This is a genomic window from Pseudomonas sp. AM4(2022) (genome assembly GCF_036346515.1).
GTDB lineage: Bacteria > Pseudomonadota > Gammaproteobacteria > Pseudomonadales > Pseudomonadaceae > Aquipseudomonas > Aquipseudomonas paracarnis.
On sequence record NZ_JAOTNW010000002.1, the window covers coordinates 321,061 to 342,066 of the forward strand.

The window sequence follows — 21,006 nt, forward strand, 5'->3', positions numbered from 1 at the left end:
CCTTCCGTTATACAGGTCGACTCGCTTGCCATAACAAGGTCGCCCAGCATGCCCCCGTGTCCTCAACGCCTCGCGCTCGCCATCACGCTGTTGGCCAGCGGCGGTTTCATTGAAGCAGCCGCAGCCAAGACGCTGCAGATCGACACGCCTACCACCCAGGGGCAAACCCTGGGTGGCAGTGATACGTTGACCACGTCGGCGCCTGGCAGCATTACAACCTCCGGGGTGGCGGTGACGCTCAAGGACGGCACCCGCGGTTCGGGGGTGGTGGTGACTAACGCGGGCAAGCTGGTCTCCAGCGGCGGGCGGGGTATCGACAGTTCGGGGAGTGTCAGCGGGGAGCGCAGGTACAGCATTTACAACCTTGCCGGCGGGGTGATCCAAGGCGCCAATGATGCGTTGCGCATCAACAGTAGCTTTGCCAGTGGCAACTTGCTGATCGACAACAGCGGCACCATTCGTTCGGCCACCGGCCAAGGGCTGGACCTGGATGCGATGCGCAGCAGCAACGTCACCACCACGATCATCAACCGTGCCGGTGGCTTGATTCGCGGGGAGGCCAGCGACGGCATGAAGACCGGCGCCAACGCCTCTATCACTAACTACGGCGAGATTTCCACCGGCAACACCTTCTCCCGCGATGACAAGTTCGATGGCGTGGACATCGACTCCGCCAGCGGCGTGACGGTCACCAACTACGGCCTGATTTCCGGCGGCCGTCATGGCATCACCACGGACGAGGGTGCCACGCTGACCAACTACGGCACGGTGATCGGCCGCAACGGCTCGGGCTTTGGTTCCGATGGCGACGGCAGCGTGATCAACCACGGCACCATCACCGGCGCGTTCTCCGGGCTGCAACCGGATGGCGACGGTGACGGCGTAGACATCGACAAGATCGCCCATATCGAAAACTACGGGGTCATCCAGGGTGTCGGCGCCGGTGGTGTCGACAAGAACGGCTTCGCCAACGGCAGCGAAGGGATCGCCCTGGGCGGTGGCGCTATCTACAACGCCAAGGGCGCGCTGATCAGTGGTGCCAACAATGCCATCCTGGTAGACGACGGCAGCGACGGGCCGGGGCTCGCGGCCACCACCCTGGAGAACCACGGCACGATTGAGGGCCTGGATGGCTTTGGCGTGAAGTTCGTCGGCAACTACGCCGACACGGTCATCAATAGCGGCACGATCAGCGCCAGCAATGGCCTGGCCCTGGACTTGGGCGGCGGTGACGACCACCTGATCTTGCGCAATGGCAGCCGCTTTATCGGCACGGTGGACGGCGGCAGCGGTTACGACCGACTGACCCTGGACGACGTCGCAGGCGGCAGTTTTGGCGACAGCCGCAACCTTGAATGGCTGGAGGTCAAGCAAGGCACCTGGACGTTGACCGGCCAGGGTGATTTCAGCGACGGCGGCAAGATTTCCAGCGGTGCCAAGCTGGTCAACCAAGGGGGCATTGCCGGTAACCTGACGGTCGACGCAGGTGGTGTGTATGCCGGCGGCGGCTCGGTGGGTGGCCTGGTGCTGAACGGCACCCTGCAGACCAACACCGCATTGGGCACCGCCACCATCACCCGTGACGTGCACATGGGCAGCGGCTCGACCCTGGCCTATGGCGTCAACGCCGACGGTAGCAGCGCGCCGATCAAGGTCGGCGGCACCGCTTACCTCAATGGCGCGACCCTGGCGGTCAACCCCGGCGAAGGCACCTACCCCTGGCAAAGCCACTACAGCGTGCTGCAAGCCGGCAGTATTAACGGCACGTTTGGCAAGGTCACCAGCGACTACGCCTTCCTGACCCCGACCCTGGATTACAGCCCCACTCAGGTCGGCCTTACGTACCCCCGTAACGACATCGCCTTCAACCAGTTCGCCAGCACCGCCAACGGTGCCAGCGCCGCCAACAGCCTGGCGGGCCTGGGCACGAACAACCCGCTGTACAAAGCCTTGCTCAATACCACCACCGCCACAGCCGGGGCAGCCATCGAGCAACTGGCGGGCAGCAGCACTGCCAGCCTCACCAGCGCCACCCTTAATGCCAGCGCTCAAGTGGGCCACAGCATGCTCGCCGCCATGCACCAGGCGGGCGGCGGTGCGGGATTGCTGGTGGGGCGGGATGGCAAAGACACACCCGCACTGGCGGCCACAGGCGTACCCGCCGAGGTGCGCAACCTCAATGACCCAAACGCCCGCGGCCGCCTGTGGCTGCAAGGCATTGGCAGCTACGGCAAGCTTGATGGCGAGCACGGCAGTTACGGTTTGACCCAACGCACCAAAGGCACCGTGCTCGGCGCCGATTGGGCGCTGGACAGCGACTGGCGCTTGGGTGTGCTAGGGGGTTACTCCAAGACCGACCTGGACACCACCGGTGTCGACGGCAGCGTCGACAGCTGGCACGCCGGCGTCTATGCCCTGCGCCAGAGCGGCCCATTGGCGTTGCGACTGGGTGCGGCCTACAGCGGGCACCAGGGCGACAGTAAACGCACGCTGGCCTTCAGCGGTTTTAACGACCGCGCCAAAGGCGACTATGACGCCAACAGCCAGCAGGCTTTCGCTGAACTGGGCTACGCCATGGGCAGTGGTCGCTTGAGCGCAGAGCCGTTCGCCAACCTCGGCTACCAGCGCTATCAGCGCGACGGTTACAACGAAAAAGGCGGCGCCGCTGCGTTGCACGTGGAAGGCCAGACCCAGGACAACTTCAGCAGCACCTTCGGCCTGCGCCTGGCCCACCTGAGCCAGCTGGACAACGGCGTCAGCCTCACACCCCGTGCCAGCCTTGGCTGGAAACATACCTATGGCGATGTCGACAGCACCACACGCCAGGCTTTCCTGGCCGGGGGCACCGCCTTCAATGTGCAAGGCAGTGCCCTGGATCGGGACAGCCTGTTGCTGGAAGCGGGTCTGGATGTAGGTTTATCCGCCCGCCATCGCATAGGCCTGGGCTATACCGGCGAAGTGGGCAGCAACAGCCGCAACCATGCGCTGACCGGCCAATGGCAGATGAGTTTTTAATCGCACCGTACTAGAGACAACTCCCGCAAAACGGTGGTCGATAGCCTGACAGTTATCCCCCCGCACCTCGCCTAAATTCCCGGCCTCATTCATCAGAGGTTGGGAATTCATGCCCTTTACACTTCAAAGAATCGCAATCGTCATCGGCCTGGCAGTGGCGGCAAGTTTTCAGCCCGCCCACGCGCGAGGCGATATCGAATACAGGCCCTATGGGAACCATCCCTACGACGCCGCCGACTATAGCGAGGCGTTTATACCCCAGTTCGAAGCGCCGCCCATTCCACCGCCCTTCGACGGATTCCTCACCCAGCAGGCCACTTCGCACAACGGCCTGCAGGTTGCCAAAGTACTGGAACCGGCATTGATTCAACTGGTGGCCTCCGGCGAACTGGACTCGGAAGACCTCAAGCAAGTGCAGAAATCACTCGAGCAATTGAGCAAGCAGCCCGGGGGGATCGGCGCAGCCCTTGAGCAGCTGGCCGCAAGCCAAAACGCCAACCTGGCCACCGCGACCCAGGCCAGCACGCAGCACCTGAGCCGCCAATTGCTCGCCACCCTGCGCACACGGCCTAATGACGACGGCGGCCACTTCTGGGTGCAAGGCCTGGGCAACGGCGGCAGCCTTGACGCACAACACGGCAGCGCCGGCCTGAAACACGATACCCAAGGCCTGCTATTGGGCGGTGACTGGGCGATCGACCATGCCTGGCGGGTGGGTGTCATAGGCGCCAAAACCTCCAGCCGCTTCGAGGCCCCGCGCTATGCCGCCGAATTGGACAGTTGGCACTTGGGCGGCTACGCCGTGCGCCAGGACGGCCCCTTGGCCCTGCGCCTGGGGGCGATCTACAGCAACCATGCCGGGCAGAACAAACGCAGCGTCAGCCTGCTCAATTACAACGACTCGCTCAAGGGTAATTACAACGCCAGTAGCCAGACACTGTTCTCCGAACTGGGCTATCAACTGGGCAGCGGTGACTCCAGTGTCGAACCCTTCATCGGCCTGGGCTACCAACGCTATCAACGCGAGCGCTTCAAAGAGAGCGGCGGCGTAACCGCATTGAACGTCGGCCCACAAACCCAGCGAAACCTGAGCAGCACCGTCGGCGTGCGCCTGGCAACGTTGTATCGCTTCGACAACAACATGAGCCTCACACCCCACCTCAGTACGAGCTGGAAGCACCTGTATGGCGACGTCAACAGCCAGGTCCGTCAAACCTCGCGCTATGCGCCAGGCCTGATCGATGGTTACACCATCACCGGCGCCGCCCTGGACCGCGATAGCCTCGACCTGCAAGCGGGCCTGGACCTTGCCTTGTCCAACCAACACAGCGTCGGCCTGACTTACACCAGCCAAGCCGGCAACCATGGCCACGACCAAGGTCTGACCGGCCAGTGGAAAATGAGCTTCTAACCCTGCCAAACACTTAAATTGCAGGCGAAAAAAAGGGGGGCACCTGCCCCCCCGAGGATTAAACGTCAGTCTCGAAGGCTGTGATCAGCCTTCGATCTCAATCAGGATTTCGCCAGGGTTGACCCGGTCGCCCTTGGCCACATGAACAGCAGTAACCTTGCCGGCAATCGCTGCCTGCACTTCGGTTTCCATCTTCATGGCTTCGGTAATCAGCACGGCCTGGCCGGCCTTGACCCCGTCGCCGACCTTGACCAGCACATCGACGATATTGCCCGGCATCGCCGTGCTGACATGCCCCGGTTCGGTCGCATGCTTGCGCTTGCTGCCGCCGCTGCTGACAAACTCGTTGAGCGGTTCGAACACCACTTCTTCCGGCATGCCGTCGATGGACAGGTAGAAGTGGCGCTTGCCTTCGGCCTTTACACCGACACCGGTGATATCCACGCGGTAGCTTTCGCCGTGCACATCGATGACGAACTCGGTCGGTACGCCTTCGCCGCCAGCACGGGCCACACCGCCCGCTTCCGGGATCGGCAACAGCACTTCAGGGGCCAGGGTGCCGGCGTCGCGCTCTTCGAGGAACTTGCGCCCGATGTCCGGGAACATGGCGTAGGTCAGCACGTCTTCTTCGGACTTGGCCAATGCGCCGATTTCGCCGCGCAGCTTGGTCATTTCCGGCTTGAGCAAATCCGCCGGGCGCACGTCGATCACGTCTTCGCTGCCGATGGCCTGGCGGCGCAGTTTTTCGTTCACCGTGCCTGGTGCCTTGCCGTAACCGCCTTGCAGGTAAAGCTTCACTTCGTTGGTGATGGTCTTGTAGCGCTCGCCAGCCAGCACGTTGAAGAACGCCTGGGTGCCAACGATCTGCGACGTCGGCGTTACCAGCGGCGGGAAGCCGAGGTCTTCACGGACCCGTGGGATCTCGGCCAGCACTTCACTCATGCGGTTCAGAGCGCCCTGCTCTTTGAGCTGGTTGGCCAGGTTGGAGATCATCCCGCCCGGCACCTGGTTGACTTGCACACGGGTGTCGACGGCGGTGAATTCGCTTTCGAACTGGTGATACTTCTTGCGCACGGCATAGAAGTACAGGCCGATCTCTTGCAGCAGTTCCAGGTCGAGGCCGGTGTCGAACTCGCTGCCTTTAAGGGCCGCTACCATCGACTCGGTGCCCGGATGGCTGGTGCCCCAGGCAAAGCTGGAGATGGCGGTGTCGATATGGTCGGCACCGTTTTCGATGGCCTTGAGTTGGCACATCGCGGCCAGGCCGGCGGTGTCGTGGGAGTGGATAAAGATCGGCAGGTTCTGCTCGGCTTTGAGTGCCTTGACCAGTTCGCCAGTGGCGTAGGGCGTGAGCAGGCCAGCCATGTCCTTGATCGCGATGGAGTCGCAGCCCATGGCTTCCAATTGCTTGGCCTGGGCCACGAACGCTTCCACGGTATGCACTGGGCTGGTGGTGTAGGCGATGGTGCCTTGTGCATGTTTGCCAGCGGCTTTGACCGCTTCAATGGCCACGCGCAGGTTACGCACGTCGTTCATTGCATCGAAAATGCGGAACACGTCGATACCGTTGACCGCCGCCTTAGCCACGAAGGCTTTGACCACGTCGTCGCTGTAGTGGCGGTAGCCCAGCAGGTTCTGGCCGCGCAGCAGCATTTGCAGACGTGTGTTAGGCAGTGCGGCGCGCAGTTGGCGCAGGCGCTCCCACGGGTCTTCCTTGAGGAAGCGCACACAGGCGTCGAAGGTCGCGCCGCCCCAGACCTCCAGGGACCAGTAGCCGACTTTGTCGAGCTTGTCGCAGATCGGCAGCATGTCGTCGGTGCGCATGCGGGTGGCCAGCAACGATTGGTGGGCGTCGCGCAGGATGGTGTCGGTTACGAAGATCTTCTTGCTCATTGTTATATTCCTCACAGGCCTGCGTGGGCGGCGATGGCGGCGGCGATGGCCAGGGCCAGCTCTTCGGGTTTGCGCTTGATCGAGTAGTTGGTCAGCTCAGGGTGGCTTTCCACAAAGCTTGTATTGAACTGGCCGCTACGGAATTCCGGGTTGCGCAGAATTTCCTGGTAGTAGGCGGCGGTGGTCTTCACGCCTTGCAGGCGCATGTCGTCCAGGGCACGCAGGCCGCGGTCCATGGCTTCTTCCCAGGTCAACGCCCACACCACCAGTTTCAGGCACATGGAGTCGTAAAACGGCGGGATGGTGTAGCCGGTGTAGATCGCTGTGTCGGTACGCACGCCGGGACCGCCGGGGGCGTAGTAACGGGTGATCTTGCCGAAGCTTGGGAGGAAGTTGTTCTTCGGGTCTTCAGCGTTGATACGAAACTGCAACGCGAAACCACGGTGCTGGATGTCTTCCTGCTTGACCGACAACGGCAGGCCGGAGGCGATGCGGATTTGCTCGCGAACGATATCGATGCCGGTGATTTCTTCGGTGATGGTGTGTTCCACCTGCACCCGCGTGTTCATCTCCATGAAGTACACCTCGCCCTCGGCGAGCAGGAACTCCACGGTACCGGCGTTCTCGTAACCCACAGCCTTGGCCGCGCGCACCGACAGGTCGCCGATGTAGGCGCGCTGTTCGGGGGTCAGCTGTGGGCTGGGGGCAATTTCGATCAGCTTCTGGTTGCGACGCTGGATCGAGCAATCACGTTCGAACAGGTGCACCACGTTGCCAAAGCTGTCACCGAGGATCTGCGCCTCGATGTGCTTGGGATTGACGATGCATTTTTCCAGGAACACTTCCGCCGAACCGAAGGCCTTGGTGGCTTCGGAAATCACGCGGGGAAAGGCTTGTTCGAGTTCTTCGCGACTGTTGCAACGACGAATGCCACGGCCGCCACCACCGGAGGTGGCCTTGAGCATCACCGGGTAACCGATACGGTCGCCTTCGGTGAGGGCTTCATGGATGTCGGCAACGTTGCCTTCGGTGCCCGGCGTAACCGGCACACCGGCCTTGATCATGCTGCGGCGCGCTTCGGTCTTGTCGCCCATGCGGCGAATCACTTCTGCCGAGGGGCCAATGAACTTGATGCCGCGCTCGGCACAGATATCTGCCAATTCGGCGTTTTCCGACAGGAAGCCGTAGCCGGGGTGCAGCGCATCGCAGCCGGTTTCCACCGCCAGGTTCACCAGCTTGCGCGGGTTCAAGTAACCGGCCAGTGGCTCGGCACCGATGCTGTGGGCTTCGTCGGCACGCTTGACGTGCAACGCGTGGCGGTCGGCGTCCGAATAAACCGCGACCGAGCGAATGCCCATCTCGGCGCAGGCACGCACGATTCGTACGGCAATTTCACCACGGTTGGCGATCAGGATCTTTTTTATCACTTGGAAATTCCCTTGAGCCGATTGCTGCGTTCTTCGACCCGCTTGAGGCGGGTCGGCGCGTGACCAAATGTTTCATGACAGTCGCGAGACACACACTAAGCCCGCCAAGGGATTAACAAAAATCAATAATTATTGGGTCATGCATAAGCAAAGACTTATAGTTGGCAGAGTAGCCTGGGGCGAGGGGATATAAATAATGCGTAAGTCACTGATGAGACTGACATTACGTCAATTGCAGATCTTTCATGAGGTCTGCGATCTGCGCTCCTACAGCCGCGCAGCCGAGGAAATGTCCCTGACGCAACCCGCCGTCAGCCTGCAGATTCGTCAGCTGGAAGAGCTGATCGGCCAGCCGCTGTTCGATTATGTCGGCAAAAAACTCTACATGACCGAGGCGGCCGAAGCCCTGCAGCGCGCCAGCCGCGATATCTTCGGGCGCCTGGAAAACCTCGACATGCAGCTATCGGACATGCAGGGCTCGCTGCAGGGCCAGCTGAAACTGGCGGTGGAATCGAGCGCCAAATATTTCGTGCCGCACCTGTTTGCCGCCTTCAAGCGCCAGCATCCGGAAGTGCAATTGCAGCTCACGGTGGTCAACCGTGCCCAGGTGATCCGCAGGCTCTCGGACAATCGCGACGACCTGGTGATCATGTCCATGGTGCCCCAGGACATGGGTCTGGAGTTCCTGCCGTTTCTCAACAACCCGATTGTCGCGGTGGCGCTGCCGGATCATCCGTTGAGCCTGCAAGGGCCGCTGCGCCTGCAAGACCTGGAGCCTTACACGCTGCTTATCCGCGAACCGGGTTCCGGCACGCGGCTGGCGTGTGAAGAGTACTTCAAGGAAAAACGCGTGCACTTCACACAGACTGTGGAAGTGGCCTCGGCCGAGGCGCAACGAGAGTGCGTGGTCGCAGGTTTGGGTGTGGCCCTGCTGACGCGCCACGCCCTGAACCTGGAGCTGGCCACCGGCGGGCTCAAGGAGCTGCCGGTGGAAGAACTGCCGCTGTACCGCAGTTGGTGCCTGGTGCAGGCCAAAGCTAAACGCCTGTCACCGGTGGCCCATGCGTTCCTGGGCTTTATTCGCAGCGAACGGGTGCAGATCAGCGCGTTGGCTGAGCGTTTCGCTGGGCAGCCACGGGTGCCTGCCAATGGAGTTCCGGGTAGTCACTGATGCTCTGGAGCAACTGGCGCTCCTCGCAACGGTCTTCGATGGCGCGACGGAACGCCATGCGGCGCTGGTCTTCCTGCTGACGACGGGTCTTGACGGTGCTGTTGCTGTCTTCGTAGGGCCGGGTCATTTGGAGTCTCCCAATGCGAGTACGGGGAGTACAGGATGGGCGCGGGGGATGACGGTTTGGCGGCGCGGGGATTACAGGATGATGAATCTTGCGAAACTGGCGCAAATTCCCTGTGGGAGCTGGCTTGCCTGCGATGGCGGTGTATCAGGCAATGAAGAGGGTAACTGGCAGACCGCTATCGCAGGCAAGCCAGCTCCCACAGGCCCTCAGTCGTCGAGGGCTTTGACAGACTTGGGCGACAACCGCAGGCTGCGCAAGCTGCGCTTCACACTCTTGAGGTGGTTGACCAGGCTCGGGCCACGGGCCATGGCCACGCCCATCGCCAGCACGTCGATGACCACCAGGTGGGCAATGCGCGAGGTCAGCGGCGTGTAGATTTCGGTGTCTTCATGCACGTCGATCGCCAGGTTCACCGTGGACAGCTCCGCCAATGGCGTCTGGCTCGGGCACAGGGTGATCAACGACGCGCCACTCTCACGCACCAGGTTGGCGGTGATCAGCAGGTCTTTGGAACGACCCGATTGGGAAATGCAGATGGCCACGTCAGTGGGCTTCAAGGTCACCGCCGACATTGCCTGCATGTGCGGGTCGCTGTAGGCCGCGGCGGTCAGCAGCAGGCGGAAGAATTTGTGCTGGGCATCGGCCGCCACCGCGCCGGAAGCGCCAAAGCCATAAAACTCGACGCGCTGGGCCTGGGACATTGCGGTCACGGCCTTTTGCAGCTCCACCGGATCGAGCTTCTCACGCACTTCCATCAGGGTGTGCAAGGTGGTGTCGAAGATTTTCAGGCTGTAGTCGGCAACAGAGTCGTCTTCATGGATTGCAAACTGGCCGAAGCTCGCACCAGCAGCCAGGCTTTGGGCCAGCTTGAGTTTCAGATCCTGAAACCCGGAGCAACCAATGGCGCGGCAGAAGCGCACGATGGTCGGCTCACTGATGCCCACGCTGTGGGCCAGGTCGGCCATGGAACTGTGCATCACGGCCGCAGGGTCAAGCAGCACATGATCGGCAACTTTGAGTTCCGATTTGCGTAACAGGTGGCGCGACTGGGCGATATGTTGCAACAGGTTCAAAGGGCAGGACTCTTGTTATTGGCAGGCGCCAGGGATGTAGCAAGCTTGTAGTTATACTACAAGAATTGTCGTTTTGCCCGTGTGATGCATCACTAAATCGCCCTGCTCCCCCCTGATTCAGAGGGCAGGCGCTATGTAGCCATAAACGCGGCCTACGCTGCGTTAAGAAAAATCTGCATTTTTACGTAACAAATCTGCCAGCCCTTCGGCCCGCATGGGCGGGCTGATCAGGTAACCCTGTACCTCGTCACACTGCTCGCCGCGCAGGAAATCCAGCTGCTGCTGATCCTCCACGCCTTCGGCCACTACCTTGAGCGCCAACCCGTGAGCCATGGCGATGATCGCACGGGTGATTGCCGCATCCTCGCGCCCTTGGCCAAGCCCGCGAATAAAGGCCTGGTCGATCTTTACGTAGTCCACCGGGATACGCTTGAGGTAGCTGAGGGATGAGTAACCGGTGCCAAAGTCGTCGATGGCCAGCTTCACCCCCAGGTCGCGCAATTGCTGGAAGGTGGCGATGATGTGTTCAACGCTGTCGAGCAACTGGCTTTCGGTCAGTTCCAGCTCCAGGTACTGCGGGTCCAGTGCGGTTTCTTCCAGTACTTGGCGCACCAGGCTGACCAGCTTGCCCTGGCGCAACTGATGCACCGAGAGGTTGACCGACACGCGAATCGGCGCCAGCCCCTGGCGCTGCCATTCGCAGGCCTGCCAGCAGGCCTGGCGCAGCACAAATTCGCCCAACGGCACGATCAAGCCGGTTTCTTCCGCCAAACCGATAAAATCGCTCGGCGGCACCATGCCCCACTGCGGATGCTCCCAGCGGACCAACGCCTCGGCAGCCTTCAGCTTGCCAGTGGCCAGGCACAGCTTGGGTTGGTAGAACACTGTGAGCTGACGCTCGTCGATGGCTTTGCGCAGGTGGTTTTCCAGCTGCAAACGCTCCAGGGTGCTGGCTTGCAGGCTGTCGGTGAAGAACTGGAAATTATTCCCGCCCAAATGCTTGGCGTGCTGCATCGCCATATTTGCCTGGCTGACCAGTGCAGAAATTTCCCGCGCGTTATCCGGCAACAGGCTGACGCCCATCGAGGCGCTGACTACCAGTTCATGACCCTCCACGTGCACCGGCACGCGCAGTTTCGCCAGCAGCCGGGTCGCCACCCGCGCCAGGCTCGATAGGTTGCCATAGGCGTCAAACAGCACGGCGAACTCATCACCGGACAGGCGCGCAATGGTGTCGGCCTCCGGCAGCGCGTTGATCAAGCGCCGCGCCATTTTCTGCAGCAGTTGGTCGGCCACTTCATGGCCCAGGCTGTCATTGAGCAATTTGAAGCGGTCGAGGTTGATATGCAGCAGCGCAAGGCTGCGACCGCCTTGGCGCACGCGCTGGTGAGCCTCGCGCAGCCGTTCGCGAAACAGCGAACGGTTGGCCAGGCCCGTCAACTCGTCGTAGTGAGTGAGGTAGCGCATGCGCTCCTCCGACTCGCGCCGCGCGGACAGATCGGCGAAGAAGCCTACGATATGGCTGACGTTTCCCCGCACATCGCGCACCACGTTCAGCTGTAGCCATTGCGGGTAGAGTTCGCCGTTCTTGCGCGTCTCCACCAATTCACCCTGCCAAGTACCGTGGCTGAGCAACGCCTGGCGGATCAGCGGGAAGTGGCGCCGCGCATCGCGACTGCTGGGCAGTTCCACGACGTTGCGGCCAAGCATGTCGTCGATGTCAAAGCCGGTGACGCGGCTGAACGCCTGGTTCACGGCGATCAGCGCGTAGTTCGGGTCGAGGATCACAATGCCTTCGCTGGCCGCCTCGAACACCGTCGAAGCCAGGCGTTGCTGCTCCTCCACCGCCTTGCCGGCGCTGATGTCGCGGCGCGTGCCCAGCATACGGATAACGCGACCACTGGGCGTGCGCTCCACAGCGCGCCCGCGGTCTTCGATCCACACCCAATGCCCATCGCCATGACGTATCCGGTATTCCACCTGATAATCCTCGCTGCGGCCTTTGAGATGCTCTACCAGCGCGTGCTTGAGCAGTGGCAGATCGTCGGGGTGCAGGCGCGGTTTGAGGTGGCTGAGCATCGCCGTGACGTACTCGGGCTCCAGGCCAAACAACTCTTTGAGTTGTGTGTGGTGGACCTCGTCGGTTTGCAGGTTCCAGTCCCACAGGCCCAGCTCACTGGCTTGCAGGGCCATGGCCAGGCGCGCTTCGCTTTTACTCAAGGCGAGGCTGGCAGCATCCAATTGCTGGCTGCGTTGCGCCACACGGTCTTGCAAGCCGACCTGGGCTTCACGCAAGTTCTGCTCCACCTCGCGGCGCTGCTCGACTTCGCGCACCAGGTCCTGGTTCAACTGCTCACTGCGTTGCTGCGCCTGCTGTAAATGCTCGATCAGAGCCTGGTTCTGGAAACGGCGCAACAGCCCGCGCTGGATCAGGCGGTTGACCTGCCACGCCACCAGGCTCAGGGACGCCAGCAGGATCAGCCCGAGCACACCCCAGCCTTGTTGCTGCGGGGTGCCATTCCAGAACAGGTAGACGATAACCGGTACCAGGCACGGCAAAGCAAACGACAGGTAGGCCCAAAGGCTCACGGCATAGGCCACGCTGGCCGACAGGGTGGCGGCGCCAATCAGGCCAAACACCCAGGCCTGATGCATGAAACTGTCCGTGGGCACCAGGGCAATGGCCGCAACCGAGAGGGTCAGGCCACTGACCGCCGAGCCGAGCATGAACATACGGCGCCACACGGGCTGGGCCTGCCGGCTGGGCATGGCCGAGTCAAAGGCCGCTACTTGAATCACGCGCATCGCCACCAGGGCGAGCAGCCAGAGCAGCCAGACGCTGTCCAGCAGGTATTGATTGGGGTTCCACAGCAACCAGGCGCAGACCAGGCCATTGACCAGCATCAGCAGCGTTGGCAGCAACGAACCTTGATACAGCAGGCGCGTGCGCTCAACCGCGATTTCGGTTGCATAGTGTTTACAGATGACCTGTGCTGGGGCCGGCGAGGGGCCAAACAGGTCGGTGCTAAGGGTCATAGGCGGTGTTCTTATAATGGTGAGCCCGAAACGTCGACGGAGCATACACAAGCAAGCGCCTGGGCCAAACTGCTACAAGTCATAAAAAACCTGCTGCGATTGGCCGCAAACCTTTGGCCCAGACCGCTTGAGCAAGACACGGCACGGGTTGCGACCGATGACCAACCGGTCATCACCCCCGCCAGAATGTTCGCCGCGTCGGTAGCTTGCAGGCGTTTTGCATCGACCATCCGGCATTGGGATTTGCCCAGGCCCCCCAAGGCCCATAGAATGCGTCGATGCGCGATGATCTCTCTCTTTTGCTGAACTCCCTCAACGATGCCCAACGCCAGGCCGTAGCGGCCCCCGTTGGCCGTCAGTTGGTCCTGGCCGGTGCTGGCTCCGGTAAAACCCGAGTGCTGGTGCACCGTATCGCCTGGTTGATCCAGGTCGAAAACGCGTCCCCGCATTCCATCCTGTCGGTGACCTTCACCAATAAGGCGGCTGCCGAGATGCGTCATCGCATCGAGCAGTTGATGGGCATCAGCCCGGCCGGCATGTGGGTGGGCACTTTCCACGGCCTGGCGCACCGCCTGTTGCGGGCGCATTGGCAGGAAGCGGGGCTGAGCCAGACCTTCCAGATTCTCGACAGCGACGACCAGCAACGCCTGGTCAAGCGCGTGATCCGCGAACTGGGCCTGGACGAACAACGCTGGCCGGCGCGTCAGGCGCAGTGGTTTATCAACGGCCAGAAAGACGAGGGCCTGCGCCCGCAACATATCCAGGCCAGCGGCGACCTGTTCCTGGCCACCATGCGCAGCATTTATGAAGCCTATGAAGCGGCCTGCGTGCGCGCTGGCGTCATCGACTTCTCCGAACTGCTGTTGCGTGCCCTCGACCTGTGGCGCGACAATCCCGGTTTGCTGGCCCATTACCAGAAACGCTTCCGCCACATCCTGGTGGACGAGTTCCAGGACACCAACGCCGTGCAGTACGCCTGGTTGCGTCTGCTGGCCAAAGGCGGCGACAGCCTGATGGTGGTGGGCGATGACGACCAATCGATCTACGGCTGGCGTGGCGCGAAAATCGAGAACATCTACCAGTATTCCGAAGACTTCCCGGACGCGGTGACCATCCGCCTGGAGCAGAATTACCGCTCCACCGCAGGGATCCTCAAGGCTGCCAACGCCTTGATCGCCAACAACACCGGGCGCCTGGGCAAAGAGCTGTGGACCGACGGCGGCGAAGGCGAAGCGATCAACCTGTACGCGGCGTTCAATGAGCACGATGAAGCGCGCTACGTGGTGGAAACCATCGAAAGCGCACTGAAAACCGGCCTGGCCCGCAGCGATATCGCGATTCTGTACCGTTCCAACGCCCAATCGCGGGTGCTGGAAGAGGCCTTGCTGCGCGAGCGCATCCCGTACCGCATCTATGGCGGCCAGCGCTTCTTCGAACGCGCCGAAATCAAGAACGCCATGGCCTACCTGCGTTTGCTTGAAGGCCGTGGTAACGATGCAGCGCTGGAGCGGGTGATCAATATCCCGGCGCGTGGCATTGGCGAGAAAACCGTCGAAGCGATCCGCGACCATGCGCGCCATGCCGATGTGTCGATGTGGGAAGCCATGCGCTTGCTGATCGCCAACAAAGGCCTGACTGGCCGTGCTGCCGGGGCGTTAGGGGTGTTTGTCGAGCTGATCGAGAACCTGGCCGCAAAATGCGCGGAAATGCCGCTGCACCTGATGACCCAGACCGTCATCGAGCAGTCCGGGCTGATCGCCTATCACGAAGCGGAAAAGGGCGAGAAAGGCCAGGCCCGGGTAGAAAACCTTGAGGAACTGGTCAGCGCTGCTCGTGCGTTCGAAAACACCGAGGACGACGAAGAGCTGACGCCACTCGCCGCCTTCCTGGGCCACGCCTCGCTGGAAGCCGGCGATACCCAAGCCGATGAGCATGAAGACAGCATCCAGCTGATGACCTTGCACAGCGCCAAGGGCCTGGAATTCCCTTACGTGTTCCTGGTGGGCATGGAAGAAGGCCTGTTCCCTCACAAGATGAGCCTGGAAGAACCTGGCCGTCTTGAAGAAGAACGCCGCCTGGCCTACGTGGGCATTACCCGGGCGATGCAGAACCTGGTGATGACCTACGCCGAGACCCGACGGCTGTACGGCAGCGAAACCTACAATAAGGTGTCGCGCTTCGTACGTGAGATGCCGAAGGGGCTGATCCAGGAAGTACGCTTGTCCAACAGCGTCAGCCGCCCGTTTGGCGGTGGCCAGCAACAGAACTCCAGCAGCATGTTTGCCGGCTCCGAAATACCGGAAACCCCGTTCAGCCTGGGCCAACAGGTCAAGCATGCGATCTTCGGCGAAGGCGTGATCCTCAACTTCGAAGGCGCCGGCGCCCAGGCCCGGGTGCAGGTGAACTTCGCCGAGGGCAGCAAGTGGCTGATGATGGGTTACGCCAAGCTCGAAGCGGTGTGAACTCCATTCCTGTAGGAGCGAGCTTGCTCGCGAATAACGCCCAGACAATGCGTTCATCCAGAATGCCCGCGTAATCGTTGACGTTTTTCGCGAGCAAGCTCGCTCCTCCAGAGAGCGGTTCAGCATGAAGGGACGGCTGCGCCCTTGTATTTCACGAGTGCGGGCCAATATCTGTAATTAGTCCTACAGACCCTTCGGATTTGGTCTTACGCAAAAGCCCGAAACATTATGCCGCTAGCCACTGCCACGACACCTGTGCAACATGGCGCGCGTGCAATCCACAAATGGGAATTCCCTATATGAAACGTTTTCTTAGCATCGCCATGGCGTTGTGCATCGGCCTGACGATGAGCCTCGACGCCAACGCCAAACGCTTCGGTGGCGGCAAAAGCTCGGGCGCGGCACCGACTCACCAGACCAGCCAGATGGCTCCATCCGCCGGTGCGGGCGGTGCTGCGGCTACTGCAGGCGCAGCCGGTGCTGCTGGCGCTGCTGCCAAGGCCGGCGGTGCTTCGCGCTGGCTGGGCCCACTGGCCGGCATCGCCGCCGGTGGCCTGCTCGCGTCCATGTTCATGGGCGACGGCTTCCAGGGCATGCAGATCTTCGACATCCTGATCATGGGCGTCATCGCCTTTTTGGTCTTCCGCTTTATCGCCGCCCGTCGCCGCAAGCAGCAGGAGCACCTGGCTCCAGCCGGCGCGCCGATGCAGCGTGAAGCGTTCGAGCAGAAGCCTGCCATGGGTTCGATCTTCGGTGGTTCGGCAGCTCCTGCCGCCCGTCCGGTGATCAACGCACCGGCCTGGTTCAACGAAGAGCGTTTCGTCGAAGCGGCCCGCAGCCACTTCCAGTCCCTGCAACAGCACTGGGACGCCAACGAAATGGACAAGATCTCCGAGTTCGTGACCCCGCAACTACTGGAGTTCCTCAAGCGCGAACGGGCCGAGATCGGTGACGCCTTCCAGTCGACCTACATCGACGACCTGCGCGTACAGCTCGATGGCGTGGATGATCGTGCCGACAAGACCATCGCCACCCTGACCTTCAGCGGTGTGTCGAAGTCCTCGCGTTTCGACCAGGGCGAAGTGTTCAGCGAAAGCTGGAACATGGAACGCGCCCAGGGCGACGACCAGCCATGGCTGGTCGCCGGTATCCGCCAGAACGGCTAATAACTGCGCGTTTGAGCGAGCGGTAACAAAAACCCCGGACATGTCCGGGGTTTTCTATTTCACGGTTGCACTTATAGCGAGCTACTGTATAAAACGCCCCTATAAACCGCGCCATCTAGCAAGAGGATCCCGGCCGTGGAAGAAATCATCGAACAACTGCGTGAAGCCAACGAACCGGTCCCGGTTCCTTTGGAGCTACCTGACGAAGACCTGCTGGTGGAAATCGAGGAACAACTGTTCATCGACATCCCCTTTGTCTTCCGTGAATTTTTGCTGACCGTCAGCGACGTAGTCTATGGCAGCCTGGAACCCGTGACCGTCACCGACCCGCAGTCCCACACCTACCTGCCGGACGTTGCGGCCAACGCCTGGGATGCCGGTGTTGATCGCAGCCTGATCCCTATCTGCCAGGACGGCGACGACTACTACTGCGTCGAAGAAGACGGCACCGTGGTGTTGTGGTCGGCCGAAGAAGAATTGGTCACCGAAGAAACCTGGGAATCGGTGTGGCACTGGGCACGGGACGTCTGGCTGGAAAGCTGAGTCCCCTAACCTCTGGCAACCGGCTTTTGTGGCGAGGGAGCTTGCTCCCGCTGGGCTGCGAAGCAGCCCCGTCAACGCCAGTCAGTGCTCCGTATCCTTGTGGTTATCCAGCGTCTCCAGCAACGCAACCTGCATCCGCGTATGCACACGGATAAACCAGCGCCAGAGCACTGCAGCCACCGCCGCCGTGACCACGGCAATCAACACAAGCAACTTGTTGGTCGGCAGAATACTGGCCGACAAGGCTGCCAATAGCAGAAAGATCACCAGCAGCGACAAGAGGGGGATCAGCTCCGCAATCACCCTTCGCACACGCTGGGTATGACGCCCGGCCATCTCTGGCTTCACGCTCATCTCCGCCAGCAGCATCGACAGCGCCTTGAGCTTGCGATACGCCGCAATCAGGAACGGCAACGACACTAGCAGCGCCCCGCCCCAGATCAACGCCTTCTGCCAACTTTGATCGCTGACCCAGCCTTCCAGATACCCACCGATGCGCTCCGCGAAAAAGCTACCAGCAAAGAAGATCGCGATCACCAACGCCAGGTTTACCCCGACTTGCAGGATGATCTTGCGGATCATCGCGGCCAACATCGCCCCCTCGCCCTGGGGCTGAATGCTGCGCAACCATTCCCCATACATGCCGAACACTCGGCTCATACGCTTGGGCATCACCGCCGCGATCTTCAATGAAAGTGGGTCCGCGCCACGAATCAGGTAGGGCGTCAGCAGCGTGGTGATCGCCGAAACGGCCACCGCCACGGGATACAGAAAGTCGCTGGTGACCTGCAGGGTCATCCCCAGCGCCGCGATGATGAAAGAAAACTCGCCAATTTGTGACAGTCCCATACCAACCCGCAGCGAGGTGCGACCATCGTTACCGGCGATAAACGCGCCCAGCCCGCAAGACAGCATCTTGCCCAGCACCACCGCCACGGTGATCACCGCAATGGGCCAGGCGTATTGCAGCAGGATCTGCGGGTCGATCATCAAGCCAATCGCCACGAAGAAAATTGCGCTGAACATGTCGCGAACAGGCTCGATCAGGCGCTCGATCTTAATCAACTGGCGGGATTCAGCCATGATCGCGCCAATCAGAAAGGCTCCGAGCACCATGCTGTATTCCAACTTCACCACCAGCAAGCAGAAACCGAAGCACAGGCCCAACACGGTGATCAGCAGCATCTCGTTGCTTTCAAACTTGGCCACATAAGCCAGCAGGCGCGGCACCAGCAAAATACCAATCACCAGGGCAACGATCATGAACAGCGAGAGCTTGCCGACCGTGGAGAACACTTCGCCAGAGCTGACCGTGCCACTCACGGCGATGCTCGACAGCAACGCAATGATGCCGATACCCAGGATGTCCTCGACGATCAACACGCCGAAAATCAGCTGGGCGAACCGCTGGTCTTTCATCTTCAGGTCGTTGAGGGCCTTGACGATAATGGTGGTCGAGGAGATTGCCAGGATCGCGCCGAGGAACAGCGAGTCCATGGTGCTCCAATCGAACCAGCGGCCGATCTCGTAGCCGATCCAGATCATCAGCACGATTTCCAGGAACGCCGCGATAAACGCCGTCGCTCCTACCTTGAATAGCTTGCGCAGGCTGAATTCCAGGCCCAGGCAGAACATCAGGAAGATGACCCCCAGCTCCGCCAGGGTCTTGATCGTGTCTTCATCGTGGATCAGGCCAAACGGCGGGGTGTGGGGGCCGATAATGAAGCCGGCAACGATGTAGCCCAGCACCACCGGCTGCTTGAAGCGGTGAAACAGGATGGTGACCACCCCTGCCACCAGCATGATCACGGCCAAGTCCTGGATAAAGCTGATGGCGTGCATGGCGAGGGGCTCCTTGAGGTGCAGGCGCTTTTCCCACTTCCGGCCGCGCCTTTGAAGGGTCGGAAAAGTCTGCCTTGATCGTAAGAAAAGCCCTGAGAAGGGCTTTTGAAGGGTAACACCGCGACTTCTGCTGGAAAGCCGGTGCAATATATGGAAACAGATCGCTGCGCGCGTGACGGCAAGCCGCCTGACGGCGTCCCGTTAGGGATGGCGCTGCAAAGACTATGAGTACCCGCAGAGGTGCCTTCCCCCCCAACCAATGCCTACAACCCGTGAGTGTGCTATGGAACCCGGAAACGCCCAGCTGTCGATGACGGTACTGATGACCCCTGACATGGCCAATTTCTCTGGCAATGTGCACGGCGGCACACTGCTCAAGTACCTCGACGAAGTGGCCTACGCCTGCGCCAGCCGTTATGCCGGTCGTTATGTGGTCACGCTGTCGGTGGACCAGGTGATTTTTCGCGAGCCGATTCATGTCGGTGAGCTGGTGACCTTCCTGGCGTCAGTCAACTACACCGGCAATACGTCGATGGAAGTGGGCATCAAGGTGGTGACCGAGAACATCCGTGAACGTTCGGTGCGTCATACCAACAGCTGCTTCTTCACCATGGTGGCCGTGGACGACCAGCGCAAACCTGCCGCCGTACCGCCGTTGCAGCCGCAGAACAGCGAGGACAAGCGCCGCTTTGTGCAGGCTCAGCAGCGTCGTCAGATTCGCCAGGAACTGGAAAAGCGCTACCGGGAAATCAAAGCCGACGCGCCGTAATTTGTAAACCCAATCAAAATGTGGGAGCGGGCTTGCCCGCGATAGCAGTGGTTCAGTCGACATCTCTTTGACTGAGACTCCGTCATCGCGGGCAAGCCCGCTCCCACATTGGGATCTGTGTCATTACAGGCTGATCGGTGTGGCTTCGAAGCGCACACGAGGGTGGGCAATACGGTCCTGGGCCCGCACCAGTTCCAGTTCATAACTGGCGCAGGCCTGGGTTTCCAGCAGCACTTCATGCACAGCCGCGGCGGTGAATTCAAAGGCAGCCACCAGGCTATCGCCCAACAGTACCCGCGCCAGGAACAGGCCGGACGTCAGGTCGCCCACACCCACTGGCTGACGCGGAAACGCCAGCAGCGGTCGACGTAAGTGCCAACTGCCATCAGCCGTCACCAACAGCATTTCAAACCCTTCTGGCAGTTTGCCTGGGTAATCCAGGTGCTTGACCAGCACCGCCTTGGGCCCACGCGCCAGCAATGCCTTGGCCATCGCCAGGCAATCGAACAGCGATTGCGGCTTGCGCCCGGCAAAGCTGTCCAGCTCCAGTTGGTTGGGGCACAGGAAGTCCGCCATGGCGGCGGCTTCATCCAAGAGGAAATCGCTGACCTCCTGCGGCACGATGCAGCCCTTTTCCGGGTGGCCCATCACCGGGTCGCACAGGTACAGCGCCTTGGGGTTGATCGCCTTGATGCGCGCCACACCGCTGAGGATGGCGCGGCCCTGGTCTGCACTGCCCAGGTATCCGGACAGCACCGCATCACAATTGCCCAGCTCACCAATCGCGGCAATACCCTCTACCAGCGCAGGAATTTGCTGCGGCGCCAACACTTCGCCCGCCCACTGTCCATACTGGGTGTGGTTGGAGAACTGCACCGTGTTGAGCGGCCAGACATTCACCCCGACACGCTGCATGGGGAACACGGCGGCGCTGTTTCCGGCGTGGCCGAAGACCACATGAGACTGGATCGCAAGCAGGTGAGGTGTACGTTTCATGCGGGAGATTTCCGTAAAACCGTTGAATTTCTGGCCGAGCAGTATGCGACTAAACGCAGCCTGTACGACAGACCG

At 61.2% G+C, this 21,006-nt stretch carries 14 protein-coding genes; 7 read left to right on the forward strand and 7 right to left on the reverse strand.

Going from position 1 to position 21,006, the window contains the following annotated elements; translation table 11 throughout:
* The first annotated feature begins 48 nt into the window (after window positions 1–48).
* The gene (locus ODQ19_RS03795; protein ID WP_330209372.1) at window positions 49–3,015 is read left to right on the forward strand and encodes an autotransporter outer membrane beta-barrel domain-containing protein; all 2,967 of its coding nucleotides are present in this window, start codon (window positions 49–51) and stop codon (window positions 3,013–3,015) included.
* Between the two features lie 109 nt (window positions 3,016–3,124).
* Window positions 3,125–4,426 (forward strand): autotransporter outer membrane beta-barrel domain-containing protein, encoded by a 1,302-nt coding sequence (locus tag ODQ19_RS03800; protein WP_330209373.1) that lies wholly within the window; start codon window positions 3,125–3,127, stop codon window positions 4,424–4,426.
* Window positions 4,427–4,510: 84 nt separating this feature from the next.
* Here ODQ19_RS03800 and oadA read toward each other — a convergent pair whose 3' ends face one another.
* On the reverse strand, window positions 4,511–6,319 hold the full coding sequence (gene oadA, locus ODQ19_RS03805; protein WP_330209374.1) for a sodium-extruding oxaloacetate decarboxylase subunit alpha: 1,809 nt from the start codon (window positions 6,317–6,319) through the stop codon (window positions 4,511–4,513).
* Window positions 6,320–6,330: 11 nt separating this feature from the next.
* Complete coding sequence (locus ODQ19_RS03810) at window positions 6,331–7,746, reverse strand: acetyl-CoA carboxylase biotin carboxylase subunit (RefSeq protein WP_003195732.1); 1,416 nt, start codon at window positions 7,744–7,746, stop codon at window positions 6,331–6,333.
* A 196-nt stretch (window positions 7,747–7,942) separates the two neighbouring features.
* Here ODQ19_RS03810 and ODQ19_RS03815 point away from each other — a divergent pair, with 196 nt between their 5' ends.
* Complete coding sequence (locus ODQ19_RS03815; protein WP_330209375.1) at window positions 7,943–8,917, forward strand: LysR family transcriptional regulator; 975 nt, start codon at window positions 7,943–7,945, stop codon at window positions 8,915–8,917.
* Here the strand turns inward: ODQ19_RS03815 and ODQ19_RS03820 are convergent.
* The 3 genes from ODQ19_RS03820 to ODQ19_RS03830 all read right to left on the reverse strand — a co-directional run bounded on the left by ODQ19_RS03820 (window position 8,847) and on the right by ODQ19_RS03830 (window position 13,153).
* Window positions 8,847–9,044, reverse strand: coding sequence for a PA3496 family putative envelope integrity protein (locus ODQ19_RS03820; protein WP_020302818.1), 198 nt, complete (start codon window positions 9,042–9,044; stop codon window positions 8,847–8,849). The two genes, ODQ19_RS03815 and ODQ19_RS03820, sit on opposite strands and share 71 nt — an antisense overlap.
* A gap of 206 nt (window positions 9,045–9,250) precedes the next feature.
* A complete protein-coding gene (gene hexR, locus ODQ19_RS03825; RefSeq protein ID WP_003177007.1) occupies window positions 9,251–10,117 on the reverse strand; it encodes a transcriptional regulator HexR in 867 nt (288 codons plus the stop codon).
* Between the two features lie 162 nt (window positions 10,118–10,279).
* Window positions 10,280–13,153 carry an EAL domain-containing protein gene (locus ODQ19_RS03830; RefSeq protein WP_330209376.1) on the reverse strand — a complete coding sequence of 958 codons (2,874 nt, stop codon included), beginning with the start codon at window positions 13,151–13,153 and terminating at the stop codon, window positions 10,280–10,282.
* A gap of 278 nt (window positions 13,154–13,431) precedes the next feature.
* Between ODQ19_RS03830 and uvrD the strand changes: the two genes are divergently transcribed.
* From uvrD to ODQ19_RS03845, 3 genes are all read left to right on the forward strand, one after another.
* A complete protein-coding gene (uvrD, locus tag ODQ19_RS03835; protein ID WP_330209377.1) occupies window positions 13,432–15,615 on the forward strand; it encodes a DNA helicase II in 2,184 nt (727 codons plus the stop codon).
* 299 nt (window positions 15,616–15,914) lie between these two features.
* Complete coding sequence (locus ODQ19_RS03840) at window positions 15,915–16,781, forward strand: Tim44 domain-containing protein (RefSeq protein ID WP_003195740.1); 867 nt, start codon at window positions 15,915–15,917, stop codon at window positions 16,779–16,781.
* 135 nt (window positions 16,782–16,916) lie between these two features.
* Window positions 16,917–17,324, forward strand: coding sequence for an SMI1/KNR4 family protein (locus ODQ19_RS03845; RefSeq protein WP_014720555.1), 408 nt, complete (start codon window positions 16,917–16,919; stop codon window positions 17,322–17,324).
* A gap of 81 nt (window positions 17,325–17,405) precedes the next feature.
* Here ODQ19_RS03845 and ODQ19_RS03850 read toward each other — a convergent pair whose 3' ends face one another.
* A complete protein-coding gene (locus tag ODQ19_RS03850; RefSeq protein WP_057975224.1) occupies window positions 17,406–19,166 on the reverse strand; it encodes a cation:proton antiporter in 1,761 nt (586 codons plus the stop codon).
* A gap of 283 nt (window positions 19,167–19,449) precedes the next feature.
* Here ODQ19_RS03850 and ODQ19_RS03855 point away from each other — a divergent pair, with 283 nt between their 5' ends.
* Window positions 19,450–19,935 carry an acyl-CoA thioesterase gene (locus ODQ19_RS03855; protein ID WP_003195747.1) on the forward strand — a complete coding sequence of 162 codons (486 nt, stop codon included), beginning with the start codon at window positions 19,450–19,452 and terminating at the stop codon, window positions 19,933–19,935.
* 123 nt (window positions 19,936–20,058) lie between these two features.
* Here ODQ19_RS03855 and pdxY read toward each other — a convergent pair whose 3' ends face one another.
* Complete coding sequence (gene pdxY, locus ODQ19_RS03860) at window positions 20,059–20,931, reverse strand: pyridoxal kinase PdxY (protein ID WP_003195749.1); 873 nt, start codon at window positions 20,929–20,931, stop codon at window positions 20,059–20,061.
* Window positions 20,932–21,006: the final 75 nt, after the last annotated feature.

Excerpts from the sequence above, each read along its gene's own strand:
- uvrD (WP_330209377.1), top strand. The coding sequence starts at position 13,432 with ATGCGCGATGATCTCTCTCTTTTGCTGAACTCCCTCAACGATGCCCAA.
- ODQ19_RS03830 (WP_330209376.1), bottom strand. The coding sequence starts at position 13,153 with ATGACCCTTAGCACCGACCTGTTTGGCCCCTCGCCGGCCCCAGCACAG.
- ODQ19_RS03795 (WP_330209372.1), top strand. The coding sequence starts at position 49 with ATGCCCCCGTGTCCTCAACGCCTCGCGCTCGCCATCACGCTGTTGGCC.
- ODQ19_RS03855 (WP_003195747.1), top strand. The coding sequence starts at position 19,450 with ATGGAACCCGGAAACGCCCAGCTGTCGATGACGGTACTGATGACCCCT.
- pdxY (WP_003195749.1), bottom strand. The coding sequence starts at position 20,931 with ATGAAACGTACACCTCACCTGCTTGCGATCCAGTCTCATGTGGTCTTC.
- ODQ19_RS03850 (WP_057975224.1), bottom strand. The coding sequence starts at position 19,166 with ATGCACGCCATCAGCTTTATCCAGGACTTGGCCGTGATCATGCTGGTG.
- oadA (WP_330209374.1), bottom strand. The coding sequence starts at position 6,319 with ATGAGCAAGAAGATCTTCGTAACCGACACCATCCTGCGCGACGCCCAC.
- ODQ19_RS03820 (WP_020302818.1), bottom strand. The coding sequence starts at position 9,044 with ATGACCCGGCCCTACGAAGACAGCAACAGCACCGTCAAGACCCGTCGT.
- ODQ19_RS03840 (WP_003195740.1), top strand. The coding sequence starts at position 15,915 with ATGAAACGTTTTCTTAGCATCGCCATGGCGTTGTGCATCGGCCTGACG.
- ODQ19_RS03815 (WP_330209375.1), top strand. The coding sequence starts at position 7,943 with ATGCGTAAGTCACTGATGAGACTGACATTACGTCAATTGCAGATCTTT.
- ODQ19_RS03800 (WP_330209373.1), top strand. The coding sequence starts at position 3,125 with ATGCCCTTTACACTTCAAAGAATCGCAATCGTCATCGGCCTGGCAGTG.